The sequence below is a fragment of the Streptomyces sp. NPDC044063 genome, from assembly GCF_056434285.1.
The window spans coordinates 88767-115618 of record NZ_JBWKFM010000003.1 but is presented as its reverse complement, the minus strand read 5'-3'; the positions used below and the strand labels follow the sequence as shown (position 1 = coordinate 115618).

The 26852-nt window shown below is 71.1% G+C and carries 22 protein-coding genes; 15 read left to right on the top strand and 7 right to left on the bottom strand.

What is annotated here, in order from left to right:
- Positions 1 to 9 precede the first annotated feature (9 nt).
- The 4 genes from AC07BS_RS05780 to AC07BS_RS05765 are packed head-to-tail and all read left to right on the top strand — an operon-like array spanning position 10 to position 5626.
- Positions 10 to 1590, top strand: coding sequence for a GMC family oxidoreductase (locus tag AC07BS_RS05780; protein ID WP_478930463.1), 1581 nt, complete (start codon positions 10 to 12; stop codon positions 1588 to 1590).
- Positions 1590 to 2693 (top strand): quaternary amine ABC transporter ATP-binding protein, encoded by a 1104-nt coding sequence (locus AC07BS_RS05775; protein ID WP_478646188.1) that lies wholly within the window; start codon positions 1590 to 1592, stop codon positions 2691 to 2693. The genes AC07BS_RS05780 and AC07BS_RS05775 overlap by 1 nt, the downstream gene beginning before the upstream one ends.
- Positions 2690 to 4642 carry an ABC transporter permease gene (locus AC07BS_RS05770; protein WP_478646185.1) on the top strand — a complete coding sequence of 651 codons (1953 nt, stop codon included), beginning with the start codon at positions 2690 to 2692 and terminating at the stop codon, positions 4640 to 4642. The genes AC07BS_RS05775 and AC07BS_RS05770 overlap by 4 nt, the downstream gene beginning before the upstream one ends.
- Before the next feature lie 6 nt (positions 4643 to 4648).
- Entirely contained in the window at positions 4649 to 5626 is a 978-nt protein-coding gene (locus tag AC07BS_RS05765; RefSeq protein WP_478646182.1) for an ABC transporter substrate-binding protein, read from the top strand.
- 81 nt (positions 5627 to 5707) lie between these two features.
- On the opposite strand, the gene AC07BS_RS05760 is transcribed toward AC07BS_RS05765, so the two are convergent.
- Entirely contained in the window at positions 5708 to 6220 is a 513-nt protein-coding gene (locus tag AC07BS_RS05760) for a carboxymuconolactone decarboxylase family protein (RefSeq protein WP_478646179.1), read from the bottom strand.
- 50 nt (positions 6221 to 6270) lie between these two features.
- On the opposite strand from AC07BS_RS05760, the gene pdxR reads away from it, so the two are divergent.
- Positions 6271 to 7692 (top strand): MocR-like pyridoxine biosynthesis transcription factor PdxR, encoded by a 1422-nt coding sequence (gene pdxR / locus AC07BS_RS05755; RefSeq protein WP_478930460.1) that lies wholly within the window; start codon positions 6271 to 6273, stop codon positions 7690 to 7692.
- Positions 7693 to 7714: 22 nt separating this feature from the next.
- Here the strand turns inward: pdxR and AC07BS_RS05750 are convergent, their stop codons facing one another.
- Positions 7715 to 8683: a YwqG family protein gene (locus AC07BS_RS05750; protein ID WP_478930458.1), complete on the bottom strand. Its 969-nt coding sequence runs from the start codon at positions 8681 to 8683 to the stop codon at positions 7715 to 7717.
- Positions 8684 to 8869: 186 nt separating this feature from the next.
- On the opposite strand from AC07BS_RS05750, the gene AC07BS_RS05745 reads away from it, so the two are divergent.
- Together AC07BS_RS05745 and AC07BS_RS05740 are read left to right on the top strand one after the other, a co-directional pair.
- Positions 8870 to 9241 carry a hypothetical protein gene (locus AC07BS_RS05745; RefSeq protein ID WP_478646171.1) on the top strand — a complete coding sequence of 124 codons (372 nt, stop codon included), beginning with the start codon at positions 8870 to 8872 and terminating at the stop codon, positions 9239 to 9241.
- A 10-nt stretch (positions 9242 to 9251) separates the two neighbouring features.
- Positions 9252 to 10463 carry a glutathionylspermidine synthase family protein gene (locus tag AC07BS_RS05740; protein WP_478930456.1) on the top strand — a complete coding sequence of 404 codons (1212 nt, stop codon included), beginning with the start codon at positions 9252 to 9254 and terminating at the stop codon, positions 10461 to 10463.
- Positions 10464 to 10513: 50 nt separating this feature from the next.
- On the opposite strand, the gene AC07BS_RS05735 is transcribed toward AC07BS_RS05740, so the two are convergent.
- Positions 10514 to 11314, bottom strand: a complete 801-nt coding sequence (locus AC07BS_RS05735) for a class I SAM-dependent methyltransferase (protein WP_478930454.1) — start codon at positions 11312 to 11314, stop codon at positions 10514 to 10516.
- A 96-nt stretch (positions 11315 to 11410) separates the two neighbouring features.
- Here AC07BS_RS05735 and AC07BS_RS05730 point away from each other — a divergent pair, with 96 nt between their 5' ends.
- Complete coding sequence (locus tag AC07BS_RS05730; RefSeq protein ID WP_478930452.1) at positions 11411 to 12448, top strand: AsnC family transcriptional regulator; 1038 nt, start codon at positions 11411 to 11413, stop codon at positions 12446 to 12448.
- Here AC07BS_RS05730 and rocD read toward each other — a convergent pair.
- A complete protein-coding gene (rocD, locus tag AC07BS_RS05725; RefSeq protein WP_478930450.1) occupies positions 12396 to 13610 on the bottom strand; it encodes an ornithine--oxo-acid transaminase in 1215 nt (404 codons plus the stop codon). The genes AC07BS_RS05730 and rocD overlap by 53 nt on opposite strands.
- A 111-nt stretch (positions 13611 to 13721) precedes the next feature.
- On the opposite strand from rocD, the gene trpS reads away from it, so the two are divergent.
- The 3 genes from trpS to AC07BS_RS05710 all read left to right on the top strand — a co-directional run bounded on the left by trpS (position 13722) and on the right by AC07BS_RS05710 (position 16438).
- Entirely contained in the window at positions 13722 to 14735 is a 1014-nt protein-coding gene (gene trpS, locus AC07BS_RS05720; RefSeq protein ID WP_478930448.1) for a tryptophan--tRNA ligase, read from the top strand.
- An 88-nt stretch (positions 14736 to 14823) separates the two neighbouring features.
- Positions 14824 to 15456 carry a 2'-5' RNA ligase family protein gene (locus tag AC07BS_RS05715; protein ID WP_478646156.1) on the top strand — a complete coding sequence of 211 codons (633 nt, stop codon included), beginning with the start codon at positions 14824 to 14826 and terminating at the stop codon, positions 15454 to 15456.
- Between the two features lie 85 nt (positions 15457 to 15541).
- Entirely contained in the window at positions 15542 to 16438 is an 897-nt protein-coding gene (locus tag AC07BS_RS05710) for a YihY/virulence factor BrkB family protein (RefSeq protein WP_478930445.1), read from the top strand.
- A gap of 4 nt (positions 16439 to 16442) precedes the next feature.
- Here AC07BS_RS05710 and AC07BS_RS05705 read toward each other — a convergent pair whose 3' ends face one another.
- Entirely contained in the window at positions 16443 to 17888 is a 1446-nt protein-coding gene (locus tag AC07BS_RS05705) for a D-alanyl-D-alanine carboxypeptidase family protein (protein WP_478646150.1), read from the bottom strand.
- A gap of 109 nt (positions 17889 to 17997) precedes the next feature.
- Here AC07BS_RS05705 and AC07BS_RS05700 point away from each other — a divergent pair, with 109 nt between their 5' ends.
- From AC07BS_RS05700 to AC07BS_RS05690, 3 genes are all read left to right on the top strand, one after another.
- Positions 17998 to 18279, top strand: a complete 282-nt coding sequence (locus AC07BS_RS05700; RefSeq protein ID WP_478646147.1) for an SCO4848 family membrane protein — start codon at positions 17998 to 18000, stop codon at positions 18277 to 18279.
- Positions 18280 to 18387: 108 nt separating this feature from the next.
- Entirely contained in the window at positions 18388 to 19983 is a 1596-nt protein-coding gene (locus AC07BS_RS05695) for an ABC transporter substrate-binding protein (RefSeq protein ID WP_478930443.1), read from the top strand.
- 104 nt (positions 19984 to 20087) lie between these two features.
- On the top strand, positions 20088 to 20573 hold the full coding sequence (locus tag AC07BS_RS05690) for a hypothetical protein (protein ID WP_478930441.1): 486 nt from the start codon (positions 20088 to 20090) through the stop codon (positions 20571 to 20573).
- Positions 20574 to 20779: 206 nt separating this feature from the next.
- Here the strand turns inward: AC07BS_RS05690 and AC07BS_RS05685 are convergent, their stop codons facing one another.
- Both AC07BS_RS05685 and AC07BS_RS05680 read right to left on the bottom strand, forming a co-directional pair.
- Positions 20780 to 22369: a S1 family peptidase gene (locus tag AC07BS_RS05685; protein WP_478930439.1), complete on the bottom strand. Its 1590-nt coding sequence runs from the start codon at positions 22367 to 22369 to the stop codon at positions 20780 to 20782.
- 86 nt (positions 22370 to 22455) lie between these two features.
- Positions 22456 to 22908 (bottom strand): hypothetical protein, encoded by a 453-nt coding sequence (locus AC07BS_RS05680; protein WP_478930437.1) that lies wholly within the window; start codon positions 22906 to 22908, stop codon positions 22456 to 22458.
- A gap of 389 nt (positions 22909 to 23297) precedes the next feature.
- Between AC07BS_RS05680 and AC07BS_RS05675 the strand changes: the two genes are divergently transcribed.
- The gene (locus tag AC07BS_RS05675) at positions 23298 to 26837 is read left to right on the top strand and encodes an ALF repeat-containing protein (RefSeq protein ID WP_478930435.1); all 3540 of its coding nucleotides are present in this window, start codon (positions 23298 to 23300) and stop codon (positions 26835 to 26837) included.
- Positions 26838 to 26852: the final 15 nt, after the last annotated feature.

Here is a 26852-nt window from a genome sequence, read left to right as displayed (position 1 = left end):
ACCCCCACCATGCCTGCCACCAACCCTGCCGACCCTGCCGACCCCGCCAACCCCGCCCGCGCGGCGTACGACTACGTCGTCGTCGGCGGCGGCACCGCCGGTTCCGTCATCGCCTCCCGCCTCACCGAGGACCCCGACGTGACCGTCGCCGTCATCGAGGGCGGCCCCACCGACGTCGACCGCGAGGACGTCCTCACCCTCCGCCGCTGGCTCGGCCTGCTCGGCGGCGACCTGGACTACGACTACCCCACCACCGAACAGCCGCGCGGCAACTCCCACATCCGCCACAGCCGCGCACGCGTGCTCGGCGGCTGCTCCTCCCACAACACCCTCATCTCGTTCAAGCCGCTGCCCGGCGACTGGGACGAGTGGGCCGAGGCCGGCGCCGAGGGCTGGGACGCGGAGTCGATGGACCCGTACTTCGCCCGGCTGCGCAACAACATCGTCCCGGTCGACGAGAAGGACCGGAACGCCATCGCCCGCGACTTCGTCGAGGCCGCCCGGGAGGCCGCCGACGTGCCCCGCGTCGAGGGCTTCAACAAGCGGCCGTTCCACGAGGGCGCCGGCTTCTTCGACCTCGCTTACCACCCCGAGGACAACAAGCGGTCCTCCGCCTCGGTCGCCTACCTCCACCCCTTCCTCGACCGCCCCAACCTCCACCTGATGCTGGAGACCTGGGCGTACAGGCTGGAGCTGGACGGCACCCGGGCGACCGGCGTGCGCGTGCGCACCAAGGACGGCGAGGAGCTCGTCGTCGAGGCGCGGCGCGAGGTGCTGGTGTGCGCGGGCGCCGTGGACACCCCGCGGCTGCTGATGCTGTCCGGCATCGGCCCCAAGGCCGACCTGGAGGCGCTGGGCATCCCCGTGGTCCACGACCTGCCGGGCGTCGGCGAGAACCTGCTCGACCACCCCGAGTCGGTCATCGTCTGGGAGACCCACGGGCCGATACCCGAGAACTCGGCGATGGACTCCGACGCGGGCCTCTTCGTCCGCCGTGACCCGGCGTCGAACGGCCCCGACCTGATGTTCCACTTCTACCAGATCCCGTTCACCGACAACCCCGAGCGGCTCGGCTACGAGAAGCCCGAGCACGGCGTGTCGATGACGCCCAACATCCCCAAGCCGCGCAGCCGCGGCCGGCTCTACCTCACCAGCGCCGACCCGGCCGTCAAGCCCGCCCTCGACTTCCGCTACTTCACGGACGAGGAGGACTACGACGCCCGCACCCTCGTCGACGGCATCCGCCTCGCCCGCGAGATCGCACGGACCGAGCCGCTCGCCGGCTGGCTCAAGCGCGAGGTCTGCCCCGGCCCGGAGGTCACCTCGGACGAGGACCTCAGCGCGTACGCCCGCAAGGTCGCGCACACCGTCTACCACCCCGCCGGCACCTGCCGCATGGGCGCCGTGACCGACGAGAACGCGGTGGTGGACCCGCAGTTGCGGATCCGGGGCCTCGACGGCATCCGGGTCGCCGACGCGTCCGTCTTCCCGACGATGACGGCCGTCAACCCGATGATCGGCGTGCTGATGGTGGGGGAGAAGTGCGCCGAAATGCTCGTACGGCCCACGACCGCGGGAGGTGAGGCCTGATGTCCGGCACCGGCGCGAGTACCACCCCCGCTTCTTCCGACACCCCCGTCTTCTCCGTCCGCAACCTGTGGAAGGTCTTCGGCCCCAAGGCCGAGCGCGTGCCCGGCGGCCCGCTGGCCGAGCTGGACGCGCAGGCCCTCAGAGAGCGAACCGGTTGCACTGTCGCCGTTCGCGACGTCTCCTTCGACGTCCTCCCCGGCGAGTGCTTCGTGGTCATGGGCCTCTCCGGCTCCGGCAAGTCCACCCTCGTACGCTGCCTGACCCGGCTCATCGAGCCGACGTCCGGCACCGTCGCCATCGACGGCGAGGACGTGCTCGGCATGGACAAGGGCGCCCTGCGCGCCCTGCGCCGCCACCGCGCCGCCATGGTCTTCCAGCACTTCGGCCTGCTGCCGCACCGCACGGTCCTCGACAACGTCGCCTACGGCCTGGAGATCCAGGGCGTGGGCCGGGCCGAGCGCCGCGCCAAGGCCGCCGAGATGGTGGAGAAGGTCGGCCTCGCGGGCATGGAGGACCGCCGCCCCGGCCAGCTCTCCGGTGGTCAGCAGCAGCGCGTCGGCCTGGCCCGCGCGCTGGCGGCCGACCCCGAAGTGCTGCTGTTCGACGAGCCGTTCAGCGCCCTCGACCCGCTCATCCGGCGCGACATGCAGGACGAGGTCGTGCGCCTCAACCACGACGAGGGCCGCACGATGGTCTTCATCACCCACGACCTCGGCGAGGCGCTGCGGGTCGGCCACCGCATCGCCCTGATGCGCGACGGCCGGGTCGTGCAGTGCGGCACGCCCGAGGAGATCGTCGGCTCGCCGGCCGACGACTACGTCCGCGACTTCGTCCGGGACGTGCCGCGCGAGCAGGTCATCACCGTCCGCCGCGCCATGCGCCCCGTACGCGGCGCAGCCGAGGCCGAGCACGGTCCGGCGCTGAACCCGGGCACCACGGTGTCCGACGCCATCGAGGCCGTGGCCCGCACCGGCGGTCCGGCCCGGGTGGTCGAGGCCGGACGCTGTCTGGGGATCGTGGACTTCAAGTCCCTGCTGAGCGTGGTCGCGGGACTCGACACGGCACCGGGCCGGCTGCACTCCCTCAAGAAGGCCGCCGCATGAGCGCCGCCACCACCTCCGTGCCGCCCCGGGCCGTCGCGCCGCCGGGCCCGTTCCGTACGGCCCTGGCCCGGCCCGCCGTCCGCAAGCTGCTGCTGCTCGGCGCCGCGACCGCCGTCCTGGCCCCCTTCGCGGCGGCCCGCTGGGGCAGCGGCGCCTGGCCCGACCCGCTGACCGTCGACCTGACCGGCCCCCTGGGCCGGGCCAACGACTGGATCATCGACAACCGCGACAGCCACTGGCTCTTCCTCTACTTCTTCGGCCACATCAGCAACGCCGTCATCACGGCGGTGCACGCCGTCTACGTCGTCCTGCTCGCCCTCGGCTGGGCGGGGGTGACCGCGGGCGCCTCGCTGCTCGCCTGGCGCCTGGCCGGCGTACGGGCCGCCGCGACCGCGCTCGCGTCCTTCGCCGTGTGCGGCCTGCTCGGCATGTGGGTGCCGACGATGCGCACCCTCGCGCTGATGGCCGTCGCCGTCGCGGCGTCCGTCGCGGTCGGCGCGCTGCTGGGCCTGGCCGCCGGGCTGTCGGACCGGGTCTTCCGGGCCCTGCGCCCGGTCCTGGACACCATGCAGGCCCTGCCGGCGTTCGCCTACCTCCTCCCCGTCGTCCTGGTCTTCGGCATCGGCGTGGCCCCCGCCGTCCTGGCGACGGTCGTCTACGCGGCCCCGCCGATGGCCCGCCTGACGGCCCTGGGCCTGCGCGGCACGGACCAGGGCGTGCTGGAGGCCGTCGCGTCCCTCGGCGCCACCGGCCGCCAGCGCCTGCTGACGGCCCGCCTCCCGCTGGCCCGCCGCGAACTGCTGCTGGGCGTCAACCAGACGATCATGATGGCCCTCTCCATGGCCGTCATCGCCTCCGTCATCGGCGCCGACGGCCTGGGCGACCGCGTCTACCAGGCCCTGTCCACGGTGGACGTGGGCAGCGCCCTGGCAGCGGGCATCCCGATCGTGCTGCTGGCGATCGTGCTGGACCGCACGACGTCGGGCTCGGCTTCGCCGAGCCGGTCTGGCCCACGGACCCGCACCCGAACGGCCACCACATGGGCGCTCGCCGCGGCGGCGGTCGCCACCCTCGGCCACCTCGCCGGCACGTCCTGGCCGTCCACCTGGACCGTCGCCATCGCCGCCCCGGTCAACCGCGCCAAGGACTGGATGGTCGACCACCTCTACACCGGCATCCCCGGAATCGGCGGCACCGCCGACGCCGCCGCCCACTACACCGCCTGGGTCCTCGACCCCCTGCGCGCCGGCCTCCAGGGCCTCCCCTGGTGGGGCGCCCTGGCCGTCGTCGCCGCCCTGGCCTGGGCGATCGGCACGTGGCGTACGACCCTGACCGCCGTCCTCGCCCTGGCCGCGATCGGCGTGCTGGGTCGCTGGAACGTCGCCATGGACACCCTGTCCCAGGTGCTGGCGGCGGTCGCCGTCACGCTCGTCCTGGGCTTCGCGATCGCCGTCGCGGCGGCCCGCAGCCCCCGCGTCGAGCGGCTGCTGCGCCCGGTCCTGGACGTCTGCCAGACCATGCCGCAGTTCGTGTACCTGATCCCGGTCGTCGCGCTGTTCGGCATCGGCCGGGCCCCGGCCGCCGCGGCCGCGATCGTCTACGCCCTGCCGGCCGTGGTCCGCATCGTGAGCCAGGGCCTGCGCCAGGCCGACCCGGCGGCGCTGGAGTCGGCGCGCTCGCTGGGCGCGACGGGCGGGCAGCAGCTGCGGCAGGTGCAGTTCCCGCTGGCGCGCGCGGAGTTGCTGCTCGCGGTGAACCAGGCGGTCGTGCTGGTGCTGTCGGTCGTCATCATCGGCGGCCTGGTCGGCGGTGGCGCGCTCGGATACGAGGTCGTGTTCGGCCTGGCCCAGGGCGACCTGGCGACCGGGCTCGCGGCCGGTACGGCGATCGCCTGCCTGGGTCTGACGCTCGACCGCGTCACCCAGCCGGCGAAGCCGAAGGAGGGCTGAACGGACATGAGGAAACCACTGATCACCGCCCTGGCGGCGGGCCTGGCGGCCGTCACCGCCGCCACGGTCACGGGCTGCGGCGCGGCGGACATGACCCGGCAGTCCTCGCCGTACGCGAACGCGGCGGGCGCGAGGACGGTCACCCTGTCGGTGCAGTCGTGGGTGGGCGCCCGCGCGAACGCGGCGGTCGCCCAGTACCTGCTGGAGCACGAACTGGACTACCGCGTGGACACCGTCCAGGTCGACGAGGTCCCCGCCTGGGACGCGCTCAGCCAGGGCCGCGTGGACGCGATCATGGAGGACTGGGGCCACCCGGACCAGGAGAAGCGTTACGTCGCCCAGAAGGGCACCGTGACGGACGGCGGTGACCTGGGGGTCACCGGCCACATCGGCTGGTGGGTCCCCAAGTACTTCGCCGACGCCCACCCGGACGTCCTGGACTGGCGGAACCTCAACCGGTACGCGAGCCGGCTGCGCGGCCCGGAGAGCGGCGGCAAGGGCCAGCTGCTGGACGGCTCCCCGTCGTACGTCACCAACGACAAGGCGCTGGTGAAGAACCTCGACCTGGACTACCAGGTCGTCTTCGCCGGTTCGGAGGCCGCCCAGATCACCCAGATCCGGCAGTACGCCAAGGACAGGAAGCCGTTCCTGACGTACTGGTACGAGCCGCAGTGGCTCTTCAACGAGGTCCCGATGGTCGAGGTGAAACTCCCGGAGTACACCGAGGCCTGTGCGACGAAGGGCACCGAGGACCCGTCGACGGTCGACTGCGCCTACCCGACGACGTCTCTGAAGAAGTATCTGAACACCGAGTTCACGAAGAAGGGCGGCAAGGCCGCCCGCTTCCTGAAGAACTTCTCGTGGACGAAGGCGGACCAGAACGAGGTCGCCCAGATGATCGCCGAGGACAAGCTCCCGGCCGAGGAGGCCGCGAAGCGGTGGGTGCGGCGGCACCCGGACGTCTGGAAGGCCTGGCTGCGCTAGGACGCGCGGGCGCGGCCCCGCGAGCCGGAGGCTCCCCTGTGGACTCCGGCTCGTCGGGGCCGCGCCCGCGCGTACCGGGCGTCAGCCCTTGAGCGAGCCCGGCTTGTAGTGGCCCGGGACGCCGCGCGTCGTCACGGCGATGCGGTTCCAGGCGTTGATCACGATGATCGCCGCGATGATCGCCGCGAGCTCCTTCTCCTCGAACTGGGCGGCGGCGCGCTCGTAGACGTCGTCCGGCACGAAGCCGTCCGTCAGGACCGTGACGGCCTCGGTCAGTTCGATCGCGGCGATCTCCTTCGCCGTGTAGAAGTGCTTGGACTCCTCCCACGCGCTCAGCTGGATGATGCGCTCGACGCTCTCACCGGCGGCCAGGGCGTCCTTGGTGTGCATGTCCAGGCAGAACGCGCAGTGGTTGATCTGCGAGGCGCGGATCTTCACCAGCTCCAGCAGGACCGGGTCCACGTCCTTGTTGGCCGACGAGTCCAGCTTGATCATGGCCTTGTAGAAGTCGGGGAGCAGCTTGGGAAGCGCCAGGCGGGGGGTGTGCTCGGGGCAGTAGCGGTCGTTGTCGCGCGTGTTCTCGTTCGTCGTCATGGCTACGACACTACGGGCCGGGTAGCCCGCTCATATGGTCCAATTCCGGTGTGAAAAACCGGGCCACTTTCGGCACTGACCTGCACCTCGACCTCACCGGTCCCGGCGGCGTGCGCGCCTGTCTGACCCGCGCCCTGAGGGAGGCCGTACGGACGGGCCGGCTGGCCCCGGGCACCCGGCTGCCCTCCTCGCGCGGCCTCGCCACCGACCTCGGCATCGCCCGCAACACCGTGGCCGAGGCCTACGGCGACCTCGTCGCCGAGGGCTGGCTCACCGCCCGGCAGGGTTCGGGCACGCGGGTGGCGCAGCGCGCCCGGCCGGCGCGTCCGGCCGCCCCCGTCCGTACGCCGCGCCCGGCCCGTACGGCCAAGCCGGCCTACGACCTGACGCCCGGCACCGCCGACGTCGCCGCCTTCCCGCGCGCCGCCTGGCTCTCCGCCGCCCGGCGGGCCCTGACCGCCGCGCCCAACGCGGCCTTCGGCTACACCGATCCGGCCGGTGCCCCCGAGCTGCGGACGGTGCTGGCCGGCTATCTGGCGCGGGCCCGGGGCGTGCGGGCCACTCCGGGGCAGGTGGTGGTGTGCGCGGGCTTCATGCAGGGGCTGGCGGTGCTGAGCCGGGTGCTGCGGGCGCGGGGCGTGCGCGAGATGGGCGTGGAGTCGTACGGGCTGTGGTTCCACCGCGAGGTCGTCGACCGGGCCGGGATCCGGACGACGCCGCTGCCCCTGGACGAGCGGGGCACGCGCACCGAGGAGCTGGCGGCCCACCGGCAGGCGCGGACCGTGCTGCTGACGCCGGCGCACCAGTTCCCGCTGGGCATGCCGCTGCACCCGGACCGGCGCGCGGACGTGACCGACTGGGCCGCGCGCACCGGCGGGCTGGTCCTGGAGGACGACTACGACGGCGAATTCCGCTTCGACGGGCAGCAGGTGGGCGCGTTGCAGGGGCTGGCGCCCGAGCACGTCGTGTACTTCGGCACGGCGAGCAAGAGCCTGGCGCCCGCGCTGCGGCTGGCGTGGATGGTGGTGCCCGAGCAGCTCGTCGAGGAGGTGCTCAAGGTGAAGGGCACGGGGGAGTACGGGGTGGGGGTCCTGGAGCAGCTGACGCTGGCGGAGTTCATCGAATCCGGCGCGTACGACCGCCATCTGCGCTCCATGCGCCTGCGGTACCGCCGCCGGCGCGACGAGCTCGTCTCCGTCCTGGCCGAGCGGGCGCCGCACGTGCGGGTCACGGGCATCGCCGCGGGCCTCCACGCGGTGCTGGAACTGCCGTCCGGCACCGAGCGCGAGGCGCTCAAGGCGGCGGCCTGGCAGGGCCTGGCCCTGGACGGCGTGAGCCGCTACCGCCACCCGTCGGCGCCGGGCCCCGCGGCGCCGGACGGGCTGATCGCGGCGTACGGCACCCCGCCGGACCACGCCTTCTCCGGCGTACTGGACGCGCTGGCGAGGGCGCTGGCCCCGGCGGCGGGGTGAGGGGTTGCCGGGTCGGTTCCGGTCAGCAGCACTGCATCGTGAACATGACCCGGTCGAAGCGGCGGGCGGCGAGGTCCTCCGGGCGGATGAGCCAGTAGAGGGCGCCGCAGTCGCCCCACATCATGTCGGCGTCGCCGTCGGAGTCGATCTGGGCGAGGAGCGTCCAGTTCCCGGCCTCCTCGGCGACGCGGGGGTCGTTCCAGGCGATCTGTTCGCCGCCCCTGCGCAGGTAGCCGTGGGCGACCTCGAACTCGACGGGGTTCTGGACGGGGTTGGCGTGGCCGCCGACGAGGTGGTCGCCGGCCCCCTGGAGGTCGTACAGCTTGTCGAAGAACTTCTCGGCCTCCTCGGGGTGGGCGTCCCGGTCGTCCGCCGGCACGCCGCCGGGCCACATCGCCTCGCGTGCGAGCGGGTGCCAGACGCTGGGGGCGGTCCACTCCACCCGGGCCGTGAGCGGCACCATCGGGTAGGCGTCGAACTCGATGTCGTCGTCCTCGTCCTCATCGTCGTCTCCGCCGTCTCCGCCGTCCCCACCGTCGATGACGGGCAGGGGGCGCTCGGAGACCGGGACCCCGGCGGGGATGTGGAGCACGCGGGTGCCCGCCCACGTCTCCGGATCGTCGGAGAAGACCATGGCGTCGCAGTCGTCGATCTGGCCGTCCCAGTAGAAGAAGGCCAGTGTGCCGTCCGCGGGCAGGTCGATGTCCAGCGCGCCGGCGGGCAGCGCGGCGCAGTCCACGGACGCGATGAAGGACAGCGGGCCGTGCCCCTCCCACTCCGGCCACGCCATGTCGTCCGGCAGCTCGGGCAGCCCGCCGAGCCGGCCCACCACGACGTCGTCCGGCCCGGGCTCGGTCATGGGTATCAGGCGGGCGCCGGGCCGCAGCAGGGCGATCCACCGCTCGGCGAGGTCGGCGGGCAGGTGCGCGCGGGCGAGGTCGTGGAGCGGCGAGGAGGCGGTGCTCGGCGAGGAGGCGGTGCTCTGGTTCATGCGGAGGATCATGCACCCCGCCACTGACAGCGCCGGACGAGGGAGCCGCCCCGTCTCGATTCTCCGACCGACCCCTGACGGTTCCCTGACAATCCCGTGACCGAGCCGGGACCGTCGTGAAACCGTACGCGGAAGGTCGGGGTTTAGTGTGTGTGGACTTTGATTCGCGACGGGGGCGTCACGCACATGGCAGAGAAGACACGCAGGCGGCTGCGTTCGAGCACGGTGATACTCGGCGGCATGGGCGCGCTCGCGGCCACGCTGACCGCGTGCGGTTCCGAGCCGGACAAGCGCTGTGTCGACCCGAACAGCTACGACGTCAGCCGGGGGTACAAGGTCCTCGACTCCAAGGCCTGCTCCAGCAAGGGCTCGTCCTCCTCCTCGTCGTCCTCCTCCGGCTCGGGCGGCGGCTCCTCGGCCCGCTGGTACTACAGCTCCTCCCGTTCGAACGGCGGGAGCTACGCCGACCGCGGCACGTTCAGCAAGAGCCAGGCCGTCGACCGCGGGGGCTTCGGCTGTACGTCGTCCTCCTCCCACCACGGTTCGAGCGGCGGCTGAGCGACGAGCGATGCAGCGTCACCGCATATCCCCGCGCCCCGGCTGGCAGGCCACCGTCGAGGAGCAGGGGCTCATCTATCCGCTCGCCCGTCACCCCGACGGCTCGCTGCGCCCCTATTGGGACGAGAGCGCGTACTACTCCTTCGATCTTCCTGAGATCGAGGCGCTGGAGGAGGTCGTCGAGGAGCTCCACGGCATGTGCCTGGAGGCCGCCGCGCACATCGTCGAGCGCGAGCGCTTCGCCGACCTGGGCATCACCGACCCGCGCCTGGCGTCCCTGGTCGCCGAGGCCTGGCACCGCCGCGCCGAGCTCCCCTCCCTCTACGGTCGCTTCGACCTGCGCTACGACGGCCGTCCCGGCGGCGGTCCGGCGAAGATGCTGGAGTACAACGCCGACACCCCCACCTCCCTGGTGGAGGCGGCCGGACCGCAGTGGTTCTGGATGGAGGAACGTTTCTCCGGAGTGCCGCACGCCGACCAGTGGAACTCCCTCCACGAGCGGCTCGTCGCGGCCTGGAAGCGCCAGGCCGCCCTCCTGCCGCCCGGCGCCCCCGTGCACTTCGCCCACTCCGCCGGCGACGAGCTGGGCGAGGACCTGATGACGGTCGCCTACCTCCAGGAGACCGCCGAGCAGGCCGGCATCGCGACCGAGGCCATCTCGATGGAGGACATCGGCTGGGACCGCCTCTCGGGACGCTTCGTCGACAAACGGCTCCGGTTCATCCGCGCCTGCTTCAAGCTCTACCCCTGGGAGTGGCTGGCCACGGACGACTTCGGTCCCCAGGCCCTGGACACCCTCGACAACGGCGGCGGCACGGGTTCGACCCTCTGGATCGAGCCCGCCTGGAAGATGCTGCTCTCCAACAAGGCCCTGCTGGCCGTCCTGTGGGAGCTCTTCCCGGGCCACCCCAACCTGCTGCCCGCCTACCTCGACGGCCCGCGCGAGCTGGCCGCCACCGGCGGCTACGTGGCCAAGCCGCTGCTCGGCCGCGAGGGCGCCGGCGTCACGATCCACCCGGCCGGCGCCGCCCCCGCCGACCCCGTCGTCCGCGACGAACCCTGCTGCTACCAGCAGTTGTCCCCGCTCCCCGACTTCGACGGCAACCATGTCGTCCTGGGCGCCTGGGTCGTCGAGGACGAACCGGCAGGCCTCGGCATCCGCGAGTCCTCGGGCCTGATCACGGACGAGTACGCCCGGTTCGTCCCCCACGTGATCCTCTAGGGCGGGCCCGGCGGTGAGGCGGGCCCGGCGGCCGTCCGGGCCCGTCCGCCCTACCGCACCCCCTCCACCAGCCACCCCGACAGCCCGGGCCCGCCCGCCATCGGCCGGCCCAGCGCCTCTCCCACGCTCGCGAACGTCCGCACCTCCGTCCGCCAGCCCCGCTCCCCGAGCAGCGCCGCGGGGTCGTCCGTCCCGTAGCGCCACGGCGAGCCCCACTCCACCATCAGGTCGAGCACCGGCCGGGCCTCGGGAGCGGTGAGCAGCGCCCCGGCGACGAAGTCGGCCAGCAGGCGGCTGCCCGGCGCGGAGAGGGCCGAGATCCGGTCGAGGAGGGTGTGGACGTCGGTCTCCTCCAGGTACTGGGTGAGCCCCTCCACCAGCCAGCACGTGGGCCGGTCCGGCCTGAACCCCGCGCCGGTCAGGGCCTCCTCCCAGCCGGCGGCCGCGAGGTCGGCGCCCACCGCGGTCCGGCGGCAGGTCGGCGCGACGCCGCCCAGCAGCCGCTCCTTGTGCGCCAGCAGCTCCGGCCGGTCCAGCTCGTAGAGCGTCACGTCGGCCGGCAGCCGCAGCCGGTACGCGCGCGTGTCCATCCCCGCCGCGACGATCACGAGCTGGCGAGGACCCCCGTCCCCCACCACCCCCGCGATCACGTCGTCGTAGAAGCGCGTCCGCACCGGGATGGCCGGTACGTCGCCGAACGCGTCCAGCCGGGCCGTGCCCGAGGGCCCCGCCAGGGCGGCGGCCAGGGGGTCGTGGAAGAGGGCGTCGTCCCGCGCCGATTCCCGCGCGCGCTGGGCCGCGGTGATGAGGGAGGTGCCGGCGACGGGGTCGAATGTGTTGAGGTTCGTCATGCCGACGACCCTCGCCGGGCCGGGCGCCTCCCGTCCCCGGCAGGCCCCTCCCTGACGGAATCCGGCATCGGATAGCTTCCCGTGATGGATTCCGTCATGCGCGACCCCATGAGCACCCCCGGCTTACGTCACCTCGACCTCCTCGACCGGCAGTTGGCCCACGCGTTGCAGATCGACGGGCGCGTCCCGTTCAGCAGGATCGCGGCCGTGATCGGCACCTCGGACCGTACGGTCGCCCGCCGCTACCACCGGCTCCGGGCGGACGGGGTGCTCCGCGTCGTCGGGCTGCCGGAGGCCCGTAGCCTCGGCCTCGTCGACTGGGGCGTCCGCATCCAGTGCACCCCCGACGCGTCCGTGGCGATCGCCGCCGCGCTCGCCGAGCGGGCGGACACCTCCTGGGTGGGCCTCGCCTCCGGCGGCACCGAGATCACCTGCATCACGCGGGCCCAGGGCGGTTCGGCGCAGGGCAGCATGCTGCTGTCCAAGCTGCCCAGGACGCCGCGGATCACCGGCGTGACCGCCCACTGCATCCTGCGCCCGGTGGCCGGCCTGGCCGGCTGGCCGGGCCGTACCGAAGCGCTCGACGCACGGCAGGCCGGGGAGCTGTCACGCCCCGCCGTGCCCGCCCCGCCCTCGCGCGACGTGCGGCCCGGCGCCGCCGACGAGCGCCTCTTCGCCGTCCTCGCCAAGGACGGCCGCGCCGGGGTCCCCGAGCTGGCCGCCGCCACCGGATGGTCGGAGTCCACCGTCCGTCGCCGGATCGACGAACTCCGTTCCGCCGGCGTGCTGTACTTCGACGTCGAGATCGACCCGGCCCTGTACGGCTACCCGTACGAGGCGATGCTGTGGCTGACCGTCGCCCCCGCCCAGCTGCGCACCGTGGCCGAGGCCCTCGCCGGGCACCCCGAGGTCGCGTTCGCCGCTGCCGTCACCGGGCCGAGCAACATGATGGCGATCGTCGTCGTCCCGGACGCCGACGCGCTCTACGACTACCTCGCCACCCGCGTCGGCGCGCTGCCCGGCGTGCTGGGTGCCGAGACCACGCTCGTCACCCGGCACGTCAAGCGGGGCGGCACGGTCGTCACGCCCCGGCGCCCTCCAGGACCGCGCGGAGCTGCTCCAGCCCCCAGTTGAGGTCCTCCTTGGCGATCACCAGCGGAGGGGCGATGCGGATCGTCGAGCCGTGGGTGTCCTTCACCAGCACGCCGCGCGCCATCAGGCGCTCCGAGATCTCGCGGCCCGTGCCGAGCTCCGGCGCGATGTCCACGCCCGCCCACAGGCCCCGGCCCCGGACGGCGGTCACCGCGCCGCCGCCCGCCATGAGGCCCAGCTCGCGGTGGAGGTGGTCGCCCAGCTCGGTCGCCCGCTCCTGGTACTCGCCCGAGCGCAGGATGGCGACGACCTCCAGGGCCACCGCGCAGGCGAGCGGGTTGCCGCCGAAGGTGGAGCCGTGCTCGCCGGGGCGGTACACGCCGAGGACCTCGCGGGAGGAGACCACCGCCGACACCGGGACCACGCCGCCGCCCAGCGCCTTGCCGAGCACGTACATGTCCGGGACCACGCCCTCGTGCTCGCAGGCGAAGGTCCGGCCGGTGCGCCCCAGCCCCGACTGGATCTCGTCGGCGATGAAGAGGACGTTCCGTTCGGCCGTCAGCCGGCGTACGCCCGCGAGGTAGCCGGGCGGCGGCACCAGCACCCCCGCCTCGCCCTGGATGGGCTCCAGCAGCACCGCCACGGTGTCCTCGTCGACCGCCGCCTCCAGCGCGGCCAGGTCGCCGTAGGGGACGATCTCGAAGCCGGGGGTGTACGGGCCGAAGTCCGCCCGCGCCTCGGGGTCGGTGGAGAAGCTGACGATGGTCGTCGTCCGGCCGTGGAAGTTGTTCTCGGCCACCACGATCCTCGCGCGCCCGTCCGGCACGCCCTTGACGCGGTAGCCCCACTTGCGGGCGGTCTTCACCGCCGTCTCGACGGCCTCCGCGCCGGTGTTCATCGGCAGCACCATCTCCATGCCGCACAGGTCCGCGAGCGCCGAGCAGAACTCCGCGAACCGGTCGTGGTGGAAGGCGCGCGACGTCAGTGTCACCCGGTCGAGCTGCTGTTTGGCCGCGTTGATCAGCCGGCGGTTGCCGTGGCCGAAGTTCAGCGCCGAGTATCCGGCGAGCATGTCGAGGTAGCGGCGCCCCTCGACGTCGGTCATCCACGCCCCCTCGGCGGTCGCGACCACGACCGGGAGCGGGTGGTAGTTGTGCGCGCTGTACTTCCCGGCGGCGGCGATGCTGCGTTCCGTGGCTGTCAACGTGTGCTCCGTTCCTGCTGTAGGGGGTTCGGGGCATGCTGCTGACGTCTTTCTACACCCGCTCCCGCACCGCTGAACCGAGTCCGGTGCGGTACCTGAGAGAATGTGCGCATGGCTCTTGATCGTCCGCGCGCGCTCTCCGGTATCCAGCCCACCGCAGGCTCGTTCCACCTCGGGAACTACCTCGGTGCCGTCCGTCAGTACGTGGCCCTGCAGGAGTCCCACGACGCCTTCTACATGGTCGTCGACCTGCACGCGATCACGGTCCCGCAGGACCCCGCGGAGCTGCGGGCCAACACCCGTATCGCCGCCGCCCAGCTGCTGGCCGCGGGTCTCGACCCGGAGCGCTGCACCCTCTTCATCCAGAGCCACGTGCCCGAGCACGCCCAGCTCGCCTGGGTGATGAACTGCCTCACCGGCTTCGGCGAGGCCTCGCGCATGACCCAGTTCAAGGACAAGTCCGCCAAGCAGGGCGCCGAGGGCACCACCGTCGGCCTGTTCACCTACCCGATCCTCCAGGTGGCCGACATCCTCCTCTACCAGGCCGACGCCGTGCCGGTGGGCGAGGACCAGCGTCAGCACATCGAGCTGACCCGCGACATCGCCGAGCGCTTCAACGGCCGCTTCGGCGAGACCTTCAACATCCCGGCCGCGCACATCGTCCGCGAGACCGCGAAGATCTACGACCTGCAGGACCCGACCGCCAAGATGAGCAAGTCGGCGGCCACGGCCAAGGGCCTGATCAACCTCCTCGACGAGCCCAAGGTCTCCGCGAAGAAGATCAAGAGCGCGGTCACCGACACCGACACCGTCATCCGCTTCGACGCCGAGAACAAGCCGGGCGTCAGCAACCTCCTCACCATCTACTCCACGCTCACCGGCACCACCGTCGCCGAGCTCGAGCAGAAGTACGAGGGCAAGGGCTACGGCGCGCTGAAGACCGACCTCGCCGAGGTCATGGTGGAGTGGGTCACCCCGTTCCGCGCCCGGACGCAGGAGTACCTCGACGACCCGGAGACCCTGGACGCGGTCCTGGCCAAGGGCGCCGAGAAGGCCCGCGCCGTCGCGGCCGAGACGCTGGCCCAGGTCTACGACCGGCTGGGCTTCCTGCCCGCGAAGCACTGAGCCATCCGGAGAGGTGACCTGGCAGTGGGAGCGGCCCAGCCGTCACACTGACCACGGGGACGTACAGGCGCACAGGAGGGAGAACGCAGTGGGGACCGTAACGCTCGGCGTTTCGATCGCGGTCCCGGAGCCGTACGGAAGCTTCCTCCAGAAGCGCCGCGAGGGCTTCGGCGACCCGCACGCCCACGGCATTCCCACGCACGTCACCCTGCTGCCGCCCACCGAGGTGGACGCCTCGTCGCTGCCCGCGATCGAGGCCCACCTCGCCGAGGTGGCGGCCGAGGGCCGGCCCTTCCGGATGCGGCTGTCCGGGACGGGCACGTTCCGGCCGCTGTCGCCGGTCGTCTTCGTCAACGTGGTCGAGGGCGCCGCGTCCTGCGCCTGGCTGCAGAAGCGGGTGCGGGACGCCTCCGGGCCGGTGGCCCGCGAGCTGCAGTTCCCGTACCACCCGCACGTCACGATCGCCCACGGCATCCCCGAGGAGGCCATGGACCGGGCCTACGCGGAGCTCGCGGACTACGAGGCGGCCTGGACGATCGACGGCTTCGCGCTGTACGAGCAGGGCGCCGACGGCGTGTGGCGGCTGGAGCGGGATTTCCCTTTCGGACGGACTGACGGGGAGCCCCCGCCACCGACCGCCACCGCCGTCCCGCAGGAGACCGCCCCCGCAGCCGTCCCGCAGCAGACGGGCGCCGCGCGCCCGGCGGCGCCCACCGCCTGACCGCGCTCCCCGGGACCGCGCCATCGCCCCATTTCACCCGTCCGGGTGAGGCGTAGGTGGGCCCGCCGGATGGTAGTGGTTGATCATGGACTGGCTCACTCGGCTTCCCCTGATCGGCCCACTGGCCGGGAAGGCGACGCGTACGCACGCCTGGCGCTCGTACGAGACCCTCGACCGGGTGAAGTGGACCCGGCTCGCCGCCGCGATCACGTTCACCAGCTTCATCGCCCTCTTCCCGCTGCTCACCCTGGGCGCGGCCGTCGCGGCGGTCATACTGACCGACGACCAGACGCGCGACCTCGAACAGCGCCTCACCGAGCAGGTGCCCGGCATCTCCGGGAGCCTCGACATCCAGGGCCTCGTCGACAACGCCGGCACCGTCGGGCTCGTCGCGGCGACCCTGCTGCTGTTCACCGGCATCAGCTGGGTGAGCGCGCTGCGGGAGTGCCTCAGGGCGGTGTGGGAGCTCGACGAGGCCCCCGGCAACCCCCTGCTGCTCAAGGCCAAGGACGCGGTGCTCCTGGTGGGCCTGGGCGGGGTCTTCCTGCTGTCGGCGGCCTGCTCGGCGTTCGCGTCGGCGGCCGCGGGCTGGGCGGTCGACAAGGCCGGCCTGGGCGGCGTCGGGGCCCTGCTGACAGTGGCGGGCTTCTGCGCCGCCGTCTTCGCCGACTTCCTCATGATGATGTTCGTGCTGTCCCGCCTGCCCGACGTCCACCCGGGACGGCGCCGCCTCGTGGTGGGCGCGCTGATCGGGGCGTTCGGCTTCGAGCTGCTCAAGCTGGTGCTGAGCGGCTATCTGCAAGGGGTGGCGGGCAGGAGCATGTACGGGGCGTTCGGCACGCCGGTCGCGCTGCTGCTGTGGATCAACTTCACGGCGAAGCTGACGCTCTTCTGCGCGGCGTGGACGGCGACGGACGCGCGGGCGACGGACGCGCCGGCGGCGGACGGGGTCGAGGACCCCGGCCGCCGCCGTCGTGACTAGGGAGTCAGGGCGTGCCGTCGGGCGTGCCGGGCGGCGGACCCTCGGGCTTGCTGGGGAGGGTGTCCGGCTTCGCCGGGGGCTCGGTCGCGGCCGGCGAGCGGTGCCGGGCGCGGGCCGGCAGCGGGTGCCGCCGGTTGACCACGTACCCGGCGGCCGCCAGCAGCGCCAGCGCCGCGCCGGTGAGGCCGACCGCCGTCCACATGCCGTCGCCGCCCCCGGTGACCGAGGCCTGGCCGCTCTGGCCGTTGCGCCCGTCGCCGTTCCCGCCCGACGCGCCGGCCGCGCCCTTGGGCGTCACCAGCACGCCGACCGGCTTCACGTGCCCGGCCGCCTCGAAGCCCCAGTCCAGCAGCCGCGCGGTCTCCTTGTAGACCTGGTTGGGCTCCTTGATGTCCGGGTTCATGACGGTCACCAGGAGCTTGCGGCCGTCGTGCTGGGCGACGCCGGTGAAGGTGTTGCCGGCGTTGGTGGTGGACCCGTTCTTCACGCCCGCCATGCCCTTGTACGCGGGAATGCCCTGGCCGGTCAGCAGCCGGTTGGTGTTGGTGATGGGGAACGTCTCGCGCGTCTTGCCCGGCTTCTCCTCGCCCGGGAACTGCGCGCTGGCCGTCGAGCAGTACTCCCGGAAGTCCGCCTTCTGCAGCCCCGAGCGCGCGAAGAGCGTCAGGTCGTAGGCGCTGGAGACCTGCCCGTCGGCGTCGTAGCCGTCGGGCGTGACGACGTGGGTGTCGAAGGCCTGGAGGTCGTCGGCGTGGGCCTGCATGTCCTTGACGGTCCGGTCGATGCCGCCGTTCATCGCGGACAGCACGTGCACCGCGTCGTTGCCCGAACGGAGGAACACCCCCAGCCACATGTCGTGGACGGAGTACGAGGAGTCCTCCTTGATCCCGACCGCGCTGCTGCCCTCGCCCATGCCCTCCAGCTCGGAGGGCTTCACCCGGTGCTTCTCGTTCTTGGGCAGCTTGGGGAGCACCGTGTCGGCGAAGAGCATCTTCAGGGTGGAGGCCGGGGGGAGCCGCCAGTGGGCGTTGCGGGCGGCCAGGATCTCGCCCGACTCGGCGTCGGCGACCAGCCAGGAGTCACCGCTGAGCTCGTCCGGCAGCGCGGGTGCCCCGGGCTCGAGCCGGACCTGGGTGCCGGGCCTGCCGAGCAGCTCGCCGCCGACGGTGGACATCTTGGCGGGCGGCTGCTTCGGCGGCTGCTTGGGCGGCTTGGCCTTGCCGTCGGCCGGGGTCGCGCCGGTGCTCGGGCCGGTGCTCTGACCGGCGCTCGGGCCGGAGCTGGGGTTCGGCCCGGGGGTGGCCGGGGCCGGGCTGGCGGCCGCCAGCGGAAGCAGCAGCGAGGCGCCGGTCGCCAGCGCGGTGGCGGCGATGACGGCGCCGGGGCGTCGGCGGCTCGTCGCGGAGTACCGCGCGGCGGGACGCGGCGGGGGTGAGGTCTTCGTCGGCACGCTGGTGAACGTACCTCCACGCCCTGTGACGGGTGACGGCGCCTCACGGCGGGCCCGCGTCGAGGACCCGATAGGACCAGTGCGCGAGGCGAAACGCATACTGAAACCCATGGTGAAGTCTTCCGGGGAAGCGGCCCCCCGAACCCCCGCGACCCTCTCTCGTCCCGTGTCCTGGTTCCTGCTCGCGTTCGGGGTGTGGAGCTGGTTCATCTGGATCACCTTCGTCAAGAACCTCTGGAAGGACGGCAGCGGGCTCGCCTTCGACGACGCCGGTGATCCGACCGCGTACTTCTGGGTGCATCTGCTGCTCGCGATCACCTCGTTTCTTCTGGGGACGGCTGTCGGGATCATCGGGTTGCGTGGCGTGAGGGCGTTGCGGCGCAGCTCATAGGAACGCCCATAAGGGACGTCGCCCGCCCGCTCGGCGAGGCCCCCTCACCCAAGTCGGCGATCACTTGGCCGATTCCCAGGACGTACGCGCGTTCGTGTGTTTACCGTGATGCGCATCACTGGGCGGGAGGGGGCGCAGGCGATGCGCGGTGTCCGAATTCGGGTGGGTTCGATCGGTGTGGCGGCGTTGCTGGTGGCTGCCGTCGGCGGCTGCGAGATCACTCAGGGGGGTGGATCCGGCCAAAGACCGATCAGCGTCGGGACGACCGACCGGGTGAGCACGCTCGACCCGGCGGGCGCGTACGACGCGGGCTCGTGGGCGCTGTACAGCAACATCTACCAGTCGCTGCTGACGTACGAGCCGGGCTCCAGCACCCCGGTGCCGGACGCCGCGCGGCGCTGCGGCTTCACGGGTGACGACTTACGCACGTACGTCTGTGAGCTGCGGCCCGGTCTGAAGTTCGGCAACGGGCATCCGCTGACGGCGGCCGACGTGAAGTTCACCTTCGACCGCATCGTCCGGATCAAGTCCCCGCAGGGGCCGGAGTCGCTGGTCGAGACCCTGAGGTCGGTGGACGCGTCGGCGTCCGGGGACACGGTGACGTTCCGGCTGAAGGTGCCGGACGCCACCTTCCCCTTCAAGATCGCCACGGGTGGTGGCTCGATCGTCGACAGCCGGGTCTACCCGGCCGACCGGCTGCGCACCGGCAACGCCGCCGACGGCTCCGGCCCGTACGCCCTCGACTCCTACACGGCGGGCGCGACCGCCGGACTCAAGCCCAACAAGTACTACCGCGGGGCGATGAAGAAGCCCGGCGAAGACGTCACCGTCCGCTACTTCACCGACCCCGCCCGGCTGGGCGAGGCCTGGGAGCGCCGCTCCCTCGACGTCGTCGGCCGCCAGCTGCCGCCCGCCGACCTCGCCAAGCTCTCGCCGTCCGAGACGTCCTTCCGCGTCAGCGAGACCACGGCGGCCAACGTGCGCGCCCTCGTCTTCAACCTCCGCGACGGCAGCCCCATGAAGAACCAGGCCGTACGGCAGGCGATCGCGGCGGTCACCGACCGCGACGGCCTCGCCCGGGACGTCCATCTGCGCACCGTCGAACCCCTGTACTCCCTCATCCCCCAGGGCATCACCGGCCACACGACCTCCTTCTACGACACCTACCCCCAGCCCGACACGTCCCTGGCCACCCGCCTCCTGTCCCGCGCCGGCGTGGCCACCCCGGTCCGCTTCACCCTCGCCTACTCGCAGGGCGTCGCCACGGACAAGGAGGCGACCCTGCTGAAGAAGCAGCTCGAGGCGACGGGCCTGTTCCAGGTGGATACGCGGTACGTGGGCTGGACCGAGTTCCAGAAGGGCTACGCCAAGGGTGCCTACGACGCGTACACCATCAGCTGGGTGGCCGACTTCCCCGACCCCGACACGTTCACGACCCCCCTGGTAGGCGCAGGCAACGCCCTCCACACGGGCTACTCCAGCCCCCGCATCGACACCCTCATCCGCGCCACCCAACGCAACCCCGAACGCGCCCGCGTGGCCACGGACTTCCGCGGCATCCAACGCCTGGTCGCCGAGGACGTCCCCCTGGTCCCCCTCTGGCAGAAAAAGGACTACGCCCTCAGCACGAAGTCCGTCTCGGGCGTCCAGTATTTGTCGGACGGCACGGGCATCTGGCGGCTTTGGGAGCTGGGGAGGATCTAGGCGGGCTCGACCCTCCGCGACCGCGCCCCGAGCCGCCCCGCACAATGGGGCGGGGGCGGTGCGGCCGTGCCGCCCGGGGTGTGGGACCGCGACGGGGGATCGGAATGCAGAACACCAACGGTGAGGTTCTCGGCGCGGCCGTGGTGGTCGTCGGCGCCGTGGTGATACGTCGCCAGCTGCGGACCAGGCCGGTGCGGCGAAACGGTTCGCTGGTCGTTCCGGCGTTCCTGGGCGTCCTGGGCGTCCTCGGGATCGCCTTCGGTATCGCCTCGGTCGTCAAGGAACACCCCCTGACCACGCTGCCCGTCCTCCTCCTGGCCGCCAGCCTCGCCATCGCCGCCGGCTTCGGCGCGATCAGGTCCCGGACGGTACGGGTCTGGCGCGACCCCGAAGGCACGGTCCTCCGCAAGGGCACGGCGGCCACCACCGCCCTGTGGCTGGCCTCGCTGGCCGTCCACCTCGGCCTGGGCCTGTGGATCGACCACGAGAACGGCACCGGCCTTCTGGGCACCACGTCCCTCTACGCGTACGTGGCGGTCGGCCTGCTGACCCAGAACCTCCTGGTCCGAGGGCGCGCGGCCGCGCTGTGACCGGCCGCTGCTGTGGCGAAGCAGCACTCGGCTGTGCCCACCAAGCGAGCACGAAGCCGGAGAGGACGAAGAAGAAAGGGATCGCCGAAGGGCTGGTATCGGGGACAACGGGATCACAGTGGATGAACCTCTGCCTCGATCGACGATGAGAAGCCCTGCCGTCCGTTCCTGGGGCGGCAGGGCTCGTTCTGTGCTCTGAGGGCGGGTCAGCCGACGAGCTGCACTTCGTTGTGCGTTCCGTTCGCGTCCACGCCGGGGTAGTAGCTCAGGTTGCCGTTGCTCCAACGGATGAGAATGTCGTTGGGGCGGTTCGAGGCGGCGGTGAAGGAGCCGACCGTGAGGATCTGGGCGTTCTTCCAGGCCGACTGGTCGGGGCGGATACGGATGCGGCCGTGGTACCCGGCGGTGTCCACGCCGGGGAAGAGGCTGGTGTTCCCGTCGTTCCAGCGGATCACGAGGTCGGCGGTCTTGCCACCGGTGAACTCGCCCGAGCTGATCTGTGCGGCCTCGGTCCAGCCCTTGTCCGCGTTGGTCAGCTGAGACTCCTTGCCGACACCGTTGACGTCGGTGTCGGAGTACATCGACGTCGAGCCGTTGTCCCACAGGACGAGCAGGTCGTCACGCAGAGCGTTGGCGGTGTAGCGGCCGGCCGTGATCAGACGGGCACGCTTCCAGGTGTCGCTGTAGGCGAGCGTCTTCTCGTCGTGGAAGCCGTTCTGGTCCACGTGCGTGTAGGTCGAGAGCTTGCCGTTCGCCCAGCGCACTGTGATCCCGTCTGAACCGGTGTCGGTGAAGCTGCCACCGGTGATGGCGCGGGCGTCCTTCCAGTAGCTGCCGGCAGGGGCGACCTTGTACTCGGCGGAGTACGGGTACTTGGGATCGTTGTGGTCGGCGCCCTGGTAGAGGCTCGCGGAGCCGTCGTTCCAGACCACGAAGAGGTCCATGCGGCGCTTGTTGCCGGCCGACTGGCCGGTGAAGTAGCCGGACGCCATGTGGGCGGCGTTCTTCCAGTTGGCGCGGGGAAGGACGTCGCGGGAGGTGACGGTCTGGATCCAGGCGGCGAGGTCGTCGACGCGCGTGTCGACGGCGTTCTTACGGGTCTCGGCCTCGTCGGTACCGAAGCAGCCGCCCTGCCCGGAAGTGCTGTGCACGCCGACGAGCTCGTACCGGCCGCCGATGTCGCGGAACGCGGGACCACCGGTGTCGCCCTGACACACCACCGCGTCGCCGGACTTGCCGGTGAGGCCAAGGGTGGTGTTCTTGACCGAGTCGAGCGTGAACTTCGCGTAGTGCAGGCGGTCCGGCACCCACTCGTCCTTGGTGCGGCCGTAGCCGGCGACCCACAGGTCCTCGCCCGGCAGAGGCGCGCTGAAGCCGAGCCCGGCAGGCGTGACGCCGGTGACCGGCGTGGCCAGCCTCGCCAGCACCAGGTCGCGGTCCTCGCGCGGCACGAGCTCCACGACGTCCACCACACTGCCGTTGTCACGGGTGAGGTCGGTACGGCCGACGGTGGCCGTGGTCTTCAGCTTCGGTGCGCCCGCGGGGACCTTTAAGTCCTGGGCCGGATTGTCGGCGAAGCAACTGGCGGCGGTGACCAGCCACTGCTGCTCGACCAGCGCTGCCGAGCAGCTCCGCTGACCACCGCCGATGTCGAGCTTCGCGGTGAACGCGTACGTACCGTCCTTGGCCGTCTCACCGACGACCGCGTTCGCCGGGGCGGCGGTCAGCAGGCCCGCCGTGACGGCGGAGGCGAGGATCCCGGTCATCCACGCGGTGCGCGGACGTATGGCAGGCATGTGGTTCTTCCTTCGGAGTGAGTACTCAGCGCACGAGTGGTGCCGAGCGATACGTGTCGGTGAGGGCTGGGATGGCCGAGGCTGTGTCAGGCCGTGACGCGGAGCTCGACCAGCACGGCGGGGCTGCCCGGCGGGTTGGTGCCCTGGCCGACGGACTCACCGTCGTTCTTGGCGATGTTGACGCTCGTGGTCTTGCCGTCGGCGGTGAGGCTGGCGCGCACGGCGTAGTCGCCCGTGGCGATGTGGAAGACCTTCGGCACCTCCAGGGAGAGGTACCCGGTCTTGCCGGTGCCGGTGACCCTGAAGCAGAACCGGCCCTGATCCGGCAGATCCGCCTGCAGTGACACGACGACGATGTCGGTGGTAGTGGCGCAGTTGGCCAGAAGAATGTGTCCGTCGCCCTTGCGGAGGGCTATGCCCCGCTCCTTGAGGATCTTGGCGGCGTTGGGGTAGTCGAACGTCTCCACGGCCGACGGCAGGGCGGGGTCGTCCGCAGGGGCCGGAGTGGCTGAGGCGTTGCTGAGGGCGGAGCCTGCCATGAGCAGGGAGACTGCCCCGCCGGCGGCTGCGAACAGGGTTCTGCGCACGTGAGATATCACCAGAGAATCCTTACGTGGTTCCGCAACGGAAGAGACCATTCCGTAATAGTGAAATAAAGACGGTCGGCCGCGAACCTACCATTCCTGCGGACTTTGCCAGTTATTGACGGTGACTCAGAGTTATAGTGCGAGATTGTTGAGATGTTACTTGCGGTGCACTCATGGCGTGGGCATGACTAGTTGTCAAGGTCTCTCGCTCGCGATGAAACGAAATCAAGCCTCTGAGCTGCGAAGTTTTCGGCCATGGCCGGTCGGTGCGGGAGCTCGGGGCGGCTATGCTCGCCGCGCCGAATGGCGCAGAACCTCAACTGACCGGAGTTACCTGAACAGTGAGAGAAAACCTCTACTTGGCGAGAGGCGGAAGACATCAGACGCTGCTCATCCGATTGCTGCGTCTAATCCTCCTGCCTTTAGCGCTTCTGGTGTCCTTAATAGGAGCCCCCTCTGCCGCGGCGGGGGAATCGCCTGACGACGACGACTTACCTGACCTGAATCCGGTCACGGATCGCGGTCGCATCGTCGAGCTGTGGGTCCGGGGCGGGCCCGCCACCAAGGCAGCCGCCGAGGCTGCGCTCGTGGGCACGGACGCCGATGTTCGAAAGTTCCTGGACAGCGAGAAGGACGTCGCCGAGCTCAGTGACGACCGCGTCGACGCGAGTCGCATTTTCGCAGTCGGAGGGCCCGAAGTACGCGAGGCCGCCCACAAAGCGCTCATCGGCTCCACGGAGGAGCTGCGCACGTTCCTGAAGGACGGCTGGAAAGCGCCGTATGAGCGGGACCAGCGGCTTCAAGCGGCTCAAGTCATCGACAGCGGTGGCCCGGCAGTCAAGGAAGCCGGCGAGAAGGCGCTCAAGGGATCAGCCGAGGATGTCGGAAAGTTCCTCGAAGACACCCAGTACCCGGCCAAGGAAGCCGACGACCGGCTCCAGCTCGTACAGATCATGAGTGCGGGAGGACCCGCGACCAAGGAAGCCGGCAGGGTCGCGCTCAACGGATCCATCCAGGACGTACGCGAGTTCCTGAACGTTGGTCAGCACATCGCCCGTAACCGCGACCAGGAGCGGGCGACCGTCACGCAGCTCGCGAAGCAGGCCACGGACGCCGCGAAGATCGCCAAGAGTCAGACCGAGGCGGCGAAGACGGCTTCGGAACGAGCCGTAAAGGCCTCGAAGTTGGCCAAGGAACAGGCGAAGAAGGCCGCGGAGGAGACCAGGGAAGCGGGCAAGGAGGCGGGCCGGGCGGCTGGCGCCGCCGGCCGCGCTGCCCGTGCCGCGCAGGGAGCCGCGGACGCGGCGCAGGAGGCCATCGGCGCTGCCCAGGCCGCCAACTATGCGGCGCGGATGGCATCGACCGCGGCGGCAAATGCTGCCGCGGCAGCTGCTGGAGCGGCGGAAGCCGCCGCACGAGCTCGCAGTGCGGCCGGTGCGGCGGCGAATGACGCCAGCGGTGCTGCGGCCGCGCGTCAGGCAGCGGAGGACGCTTTCACTGCCGCGGAGGCGGTGGAGAGTTCGAAGATAGCGGCCAAGCAGGTCGAGGTGGCCGCTCGTGCGGCTGCCGCGGCGGCTGGTGCGGCAGCGAGTGCCGCGTCCAATGCTGGAGAGGCGGCTGATGCGGCCGACGAGGCCGGCGGATTGGCCGACGAGGCAAGTTCCGAGGCAGCCCGAGCCCGGGCATGGGCCGCCACGGCTCGCAGCCGGGCCGGACAGGCGGCCCGAGCGGCCCAGCAGGCACAGCAGTTGGCCAACGCCGCTGCGGATGCCGCAAGCGAGGCGGCAGAGGCGGCCGACAAGGCGGCCGTGCACGCCCGTAACGCGGGGAAGGCCGCCGAAGAGGCTGCGAAGCACGCCGGCGAATCGGCGACAGCGGCCAAACAGTCCACGGAGCACGCCACCGAGGCCAAGAAGGCTGCCAATGTGGCGGCCGACGCAGTGACCACCGCGGGTAAGGTCCAGGCGGTTGCACGCGACGTCGAGTCCGCTGAGCTCAAGACCCGGACCGAAGCGAGGGTCGAGCAGGCTCGGTCGCTCAGGCAGGCCGACGAACAACGCAAGGCCGAAGCCTCCCGCGTGGCCAAGGAGAGCAAGGAGCTCGACGAAGAGGCGGTAAGACTGGCCGTCGAAGCGGCCAAGCCGGAGACGGAGACCAAGGATCTCGCGGCGACGGGCCGCAAGTTCGCCGTCGCGACGGCGAAGTCTCGCGGGCCCTGGAGCCGTGCTGCGGCCAAGACTGCTCTCGCGGGGTCCGACGACGCTGTGCGTGAGTACCTGAAGACCGGCTGGAAGGCGGCTGTTCAGGAGGACGAGCGAGCGAACGTTCAGAAGCTGGCGGCGGAGAGCCGCTTGGAAGGGGTTCGATCTGCGGCCAAGGAAGCGCTCAAGGGAGATTCGAAGCAGATCTCGGAGTTCCTCCGCAATGGACAGCATCAGGCCGCACTGACCGACTACCGCCTGCGGACGGCGCAGATCTCCGACAAGGCGGGCCCGGAGGTCAAACGTGCTGCGGTCGCTGCCCTGAAGGACGGCACGGCAGGCAAGCTCCGAGGGTTCCTCAGCGAGGGCCAGCATGTCGCCCGGGAGGCCGACGAGCGCTTGCGTGCCGCTCAACTGTTCGACAGCGGTGGTCCCGAGACGAAGGCTGCCGCGAAGGTCGCCCTGGAGAGCCCGCGTCAGCTCCTGCATCAGTTCATCACGGTCGGTCAGTACATGACCGCTCGACAGGACCACCTGACAGCGACGCACATCGCCATCGTCAAGAAGACGATCGCTGAGGCTGCACTGGCCGCGGCCTCAGCGAAGAAGGATGCCGCCGAAGCCGCGGTAGTGGCGGCAAATGCCAACGCCGCCAAGGATGAGGCGGTCAAGGCCGCACAGGATGCCAAAGACTCGGCCGGCGTGGCGAAGGGGTATGCCGAGGAGGCGCGCGGCCACGCCAAGCGGGCCGAGGCATCGGCAGCGGACGCTGCCCAGTCGGCGCAAACGGCCACCCAGGCGGCGGCATCAGCCGAGGTGGACGCCCAGGCGGCGGAATCTTCGGCGGCACAGGCGGACGCCTCAGCCGCGTGGGCGCGGCAGTCCGCGGACGACGCCTATGCCTCGGCCTCTGCCGCATACGCCCTCGCGGTGCAGGCAGGTGAGGACGCCGAGGCGGCGAAGGTCGCGTATGCCAAGGTCAAGGCACGCGTCGCGACGCTCGAGTTCGAGGAACGCCAGAAGGCACTCGACAAGCAGATCGCCGAGGATACGAAGAAGGAAGAGGCCGACGCCAGAAAGCGAGAGGAGGCCGCACGGAAGAAGGCCCGGGAAGTCGAGGAGCAGGCTGACGACGAGCCTCTCACCGACCTTGAACGCCGGTGCATGAACGCAAAGTGGTGGGACCTGCGCTGCGACGACATGTACATCATCGTGAAGACGATGTTTGTGGATGACGTAATCGACTGCGCGAAGGGTCCCGACTTAAATCAAGCTTGCCTGATGGCCGCTATGGGATTCCTTCCAGAGGCCAAGCTCTCAAAGCTCAAGAATGTCGAAAAATTCGCGGAATCCACGCGAATCGGTGAGATTTCGAGAGTTTCGGAGATTGCGCACCGTGCCGCAGGGGATCCCTCGAAGATCTTTATCAAGGATAAGCATATGGCTGACTTCAATGGGAGGTTTGCCAAGTTCAACTCAACGAGCAAAATTGAAATTCAACAGTGGGTGGCGGAGGGGCTGAAATCGAACAGGGCAGTGTTTAAGCCGAATACCGCTGACGCGTCCTTCAAGGTCGAGGTGGACATGGGTAGGTCGGTGGGTACCAAGGGGCAGAGAGGTATTAGGATCATGGTCAATGATGAAGGGCGTGTATTCAATGCCTTCCCGTTTAATCCGTAGCTCGAAGGAGAAGAG